Source organism: Variovorax sp. P4_D9 (assembly GCF_056401695.1).
Genome location: NZ_JBFUIU010000738.1, coordinates 1 through 4333 on the forward strand (window position 1 = coordinate 1; position 4333 = coordinate 4333).

5 protein-coding genes and 1 pseudogene are annotated in these 4333 nt (G+C 70.6%); 1 reads left to right on the forward strand and 5 read right to left on the reverse strand.

Annotated features, from left to right (window positions below; genetic code table 11):
- A pseudogene (locus AC1DY5_RS43955) lies at positions 1-310 on the forward strand (glycosyltransferase family 2 protein); the annotation flags it as partial.
- A 37-nt stretch (positions 311-347) separates the two neighbouring features.
- Here the strand turns inward: AC1DY5_RS43955 and fabG are convergent.
- The 5 genes from fabG to AC1DY5_RS43980 form a co-directional block, all read right to left on the reverse strand.
- Positions 348-1079 carry a 3-oxoacyl-ACP reductase FabG gene (gene fabG, locus AC1DY5_RS43960; protein ID WP_478120701.1) on the reverse strand — a complete coding sequence of 244 codons (732 nt, stop codon included), beginning with the start codon at positions 1077-1079 and terminating at the stop codon, positions 348-350.
- Positions 1076-1543 carry a hotdog family protein gene (locus tag AC1DY5_RS43965; RefSeq protein WP_478120702.1) on the reverse strand — a complete coding sequence of 156 codons (468 nt, stop codon included), beginning with the start codon at positions 1541-1543 and terminating at the stop codon, positions 1076-1078. Before AC1DY5_RS43965 ends, fabG begins: the two co-directional genes overlap by 4 nt.
- Positions 1540-2289, reverse strand: a complete 750-nt coding sequence (locus tag AC1DY5_RS43970) for a class I SAM-dependent methyltransferase (RefSeq protein ID WP_478120703.1) — start codon at positions 2287-2289, stop codon at positions 1540-1542. The genes AC1DY5_RS43965 and AC1DY5_RS43970 overlap by 4 nt, the downstream gene beginning before the upstream one ends.
- Entirely contained in the window at positions 2286-3131 is an 846-nt protein-coding gene (locus tag AC1DY5_RS43975; RefSeq protein ID WP_478120704.1) for a polysaccharide deacetylase family protein, read from the reverse strand. Before AC1DY5_RS43975 ends, AC1DY5_RS43970 begins: the two co-directional genes overlap by 4 nt.
- A partial coding sequence (locus tag AC1DY5_RS43980) for an MMPL family transporter (RefSeq protein WP_478120705.1) occupies positions 3131-4333 on the reverse strand: 1203 nt, incomplete at its 5' end. The genes AC1DY5_RS43980 and AC1DY5_RS43975, both read right to left, overlap by 1 nt.

Here is a 4333-nt window from a genome sequence, read left to right on the forward strand (position 1 = left end):
GCTCTACGGTTTTCGCGTGTACCCGGTGGCGGACCTGATCTCGGTCATGGCGCGGCAACCGTGGATGCGGCGCTTCGACTTCGACACCGAGGCTGTCGTGCGCCTGGCCTGGCGAGGCGTCAAGCCGGTCAACATCGATGCGCCGGTGAAGTACCTGACGGCGGAGGAAGGCGGGGTCTCGCACTTCCGCTACGGGCGCGAYAACCTGCTGCTGACCTGGATGCACACGCGGCTGATGGTGGAGTTCGTGCTGCGCGTGCCTGGGTTGGTGATTCGCAAGCTGCGGGGGGCGCCGCCGTTTCAATCGTGATTTGAGTTGAGGGCGCGCGCGGCGGCGGCGGCTAGAGCTAGATCATCCCGCCATTGATCGAAATCACCTGCCCCGTGATGTAAGCCGCCTCGTCACTCGCCAGGAATCCGGCCAACGAAGCGACTTCCTCAGGCGTCCCGGCGCGCTTCGCAGGCACCATCTGGTTGATCATTGCGGTGTCGAACACCCCATCCGCCATCGGCGAAGCGATGATCCCCGGCGCGATCGCATTGACGGTCACGCCGCGCGCCGCGACTTCGAGCGACAGCGCCTTGGTCGCGCTGTTGAGCGCCCCCTTCGCGGCCGCGTAGTTGACCTGCCCGCGGTTGCCGGTCAGCGAAGCCACCGACGAGATGTTGAGAATGCGTCCCCAGCGCGTGCGCAGCATGGGCAGCAGCAGCGGCTGCGTCACGCGGAAGAAGCCGTTGAGCGAGACATCGATCACCTTGTGCCACTGCTCGGGCCGCATCCCCGGCAGCACCGCGTCATCGTGCACGCCGGCGTTGTTGACGATGACCTGCACCGGCCCGCCCTCGAGCAGACGCTGACAGGCCGCCTGCGCCGCCTCGTCGCTGCGCAGGTCGAAGACCACGCATTCGGCCTTGCCGCCGGCCGCGGCGATGGTCGCGGCCAGTTGCTCGATCGACTCGGGCCGCGAGTTGGCGTGCAGCAGCACGGTGGCGCCATCGCGCGCCAGGCGCTGGGCGATCGCCGCGCCCAGGGCGCCGCTGGCGCCGGTGATCAGGGCGCGTTTTCCGGTGAGACTCATGCGTTGCTTTCCATGGCGAGCGGGGTGTTCAGGACGACGACGGCGCGGCCTTCAGCCAGGGCGCGGCCGGCAGCATCCTTGACTGCGAATTGATAGAGGATCTGGTTCACATCGCCAGTGAGCCGCTGGGCGTGCACGTGCAGCTCGCCGTCGATATCGTCGACGCGCTCCACGCTCAGCCGCACGTTGCGGACGCTGGCCAGGAAACCGGCCGAGGGCTCGCTGCCCTCCGGCGCCAGCAAGCCCCCGTGCAGCGCCATCGCCTGCGCCGCGTATTCGATTAGGTTGGGCGACATCAGTCCCGAGGCGGTGCGCAGCGGGTTGTCCGGATGCGCATGCGTGGTGGTCGTGCAATGGATCGCCTGCTCGTCCCACGAGGCGAGCCGGTCGAGCAGGCACATGGTGCCGCTGTGGGGAATGCGCCGGGCGATGCCGGCGCGGTCGAGGGTCTGGGGTGCAGTCATTCGGCTTCCTTGATATCGGCCACCAGCAGCACGTTGGCGAAGGGCGTGCCCGCACTCATCGGAATGCTGCGGACCGTGAATCCCAGGCGCTCCAGCAGCGCCATCCAGTCGTCGAGCGGTCGGCCCCAGGTCGGCGACACGCGATGGCCGCGAATCCGGGTCACGGTGCGGTCGACCCACTGGCTGATCGCGAAGCCGCGGCGGCTGGCGGCGTCGCCGATGCGCAGCAGCAGGCGACCGCCCGGCTGCAGGGCCTCGCGCACGCGGCGCAGCACGCCCTCTTGCGCGTCGAGGTCGACATAGTGGAGGACGTCAAGGATTACAACCAGGTCGCTGGGCGGCAGCTCGGCCTTGCACATGTCGGCACAGACGAACTCCGGAGCCGACTGCAGGTGCCCGATCGAGGCCTGGGCGCGCGCCACGTCCTTCGGCATCAGCTCGATGCCGGTGTAGCGGACCGAGGCCGGCGCCGCGCCCCAGGATGCGGGCCATGCGCCGGGCCGCGACTGCATTGTCTCGAGCGTCGCCAGAAGACTCGCGAACAGACCCTGCCCGCAGCCGATGTCGACCACTCGGCGCCGATGCCCGCCGATCAGGCCGCGTTCGATCAGTCCGCGAAAGACCGGATCGCGCCCCAGCTTGCCGCGCGCGAAGTGCCATGCGAACCTGCCGGCCTTGCGATACGGCGCGGTCGCGTGGGCGTGGATCTGACGCCATGCGGCGTCCGTGGACACGGAGCCTGTCATGCGGCCAGGGCCTCGGGCAGCGTGACGGCGCGCAGGCCGTCGGCCCGGACGCGCGCCAGCAGCGCCGGCAAGACCTCCAGCACCACGGCGTGGCCGCTGTCGGTTCGCGCGGCATGGCCGTCGTGCAGCAGCAGGATGTCGCCGGCCTTTAGGTCGCGCGTGAGCCGCGCCAGCACGGTGGCGGCGCTGCGCTCGCGGGTGTCGAAACCGCGCCGCGTCCAGCTCACCAGGGACAGGCCCAGCCGATGCAGCACCGGTGCCAGGAAGGGGTTGCGCAAACCGGCCGGTGCTCGGAAGCAGCTCGCTCGCTCGCCGGTGACATCGAACAGCAGCTGCTGGGCGCGTGCGATCTCCGCCTCGAAGCCGCGCGGCCCGAGCAGCGAGAAGTTGTGGCGATGCCGTGCCGTGTGGTTCTGGATGCTGTGGCCGCGGGCCACGATCTCGCGCGCCAGCGCCGGATGCGCGGCCACCCGCTCGGCGATGCAGAAGAAGGTGGCCCGCTGGCGGTGGGCGTCGAGCAGGTCGAGCACCTGCGGCGTGACGTCCGGATCGGGACCATCGTCGATCGTGATCGCGATCTCGCGCCGCGCCTCGGCGGCCGGCGGCAGCCGTGTCAGGTTCGGCCCCAGCAGGCTGCTGCGCGGCGCCAGGCCCGCGGCGGCAATCAGCACGTGGTTGAGCACCACAGCGGCGATGGCCCAGGGGATGGCCCCGGGCACGGCCAAGGCGGCGCCGAGGGCCAGCAGGTGCCAGCTGACGCTGGCACGCACCAGCGGCGGCCAGGGCCAGGATCCGGAACGAAGGACGGGAACGACGGAAGTCATGGTGCCGGATTTTCCCATCAGCGACGGTCTCCTCCCGCCGGTGCCGCCGCGCGCGCGAAAGCCGCCGACAACAGCAGCGCCAGCAAAGCGCCCGGCGCCACCACGCGGCCAATCGAGGACAGGGCCGGGATATCGGAAATCGCGATCAAGGTGAAGGACACCACAGTCGTCAGGTTGGCCAGCATCAGGGAAGCCAGCGTGTCCTCGTCGGCGCGCCCGGTCTCGCGCAATTGATCGAAGAACAGCGCGTAGTTCGATCCGACCGCCACGATCAGCAGCAGTCCGACCAGATGCAGGATTCCGAGCGGCACGTGCAGGGCCGCCATGCCGCCGAGCGTGAGCACCACGGCCACCACCAGCGGCTGGCAGACGGCCAGCAGGCGGCGCCCCGATCGCAGCCAGAGGGCCAGCAGCAGCAGCACCGCCAGGGCCCCCAGCATGACCTGCATGAAAGCCTCGCGCAGGTAGCGCCTGTAGAGTCCGGACAACTCGTCGCCGACGTTGACGACCTGGACGTCGGACAGGCCGTCGAGCGCCGCGGACAGCCGTTTGGCGTCGAAGCCGGCCCCGGGATGCAGCGAGATCAGCGTCGACCACCCGCCACCGGCGCGCTCAAACATCAGCGCACCGACCACCGCGTCCAGCGGCGTTCCGTGCAGGTCGGCGCGCCGGATCGTCGGCTGCGCCCGGGCGGTCTGGACATCGGCAATGAAAGGCTCGAGTCGCGAAGCCGAAAGCGGCAGGCCCCGGGTGGCCTCGACGAGGCGGCTGCGCAGGGTCACGGCGTCGGGCAGGCTCGCGATGCGCGCCGCCTGCGCCGCTTCGCTCGGCAGCACGCGGGTGACGATCTCGAAGCCGGCCAGCTCGCCCTTGTCGACCAAGGCATCGAGGCGCTGGCCTGCCGCCTCGGTGCTGAGCAGGCTGGCCTGGACGTCGGCGCCGCGGACCACGATCAGCGTGCCGCCGTCGCTGGCGCCGATGTCCTCGCGCAGTTCGGCATCGAGCGCCTGCATGGCCTTGGGCACCGGGCTCATCGCGCCCAGGTCGGCGCGCCACAGGTAACCGCCCTGCCACAGCACCAGGCCCAGCGCCGCCACGCCGAGGCCCGAGAGCAGCCAGCGCAGGCGCGGCAGCCCGCGCGCCAGGAAGCCCGCCAGCAGCGCCATCTGGCGCCGCATGCCCATGCCGGTGGCGCCGTCCGGCGCCAGCACGGGCAGCAC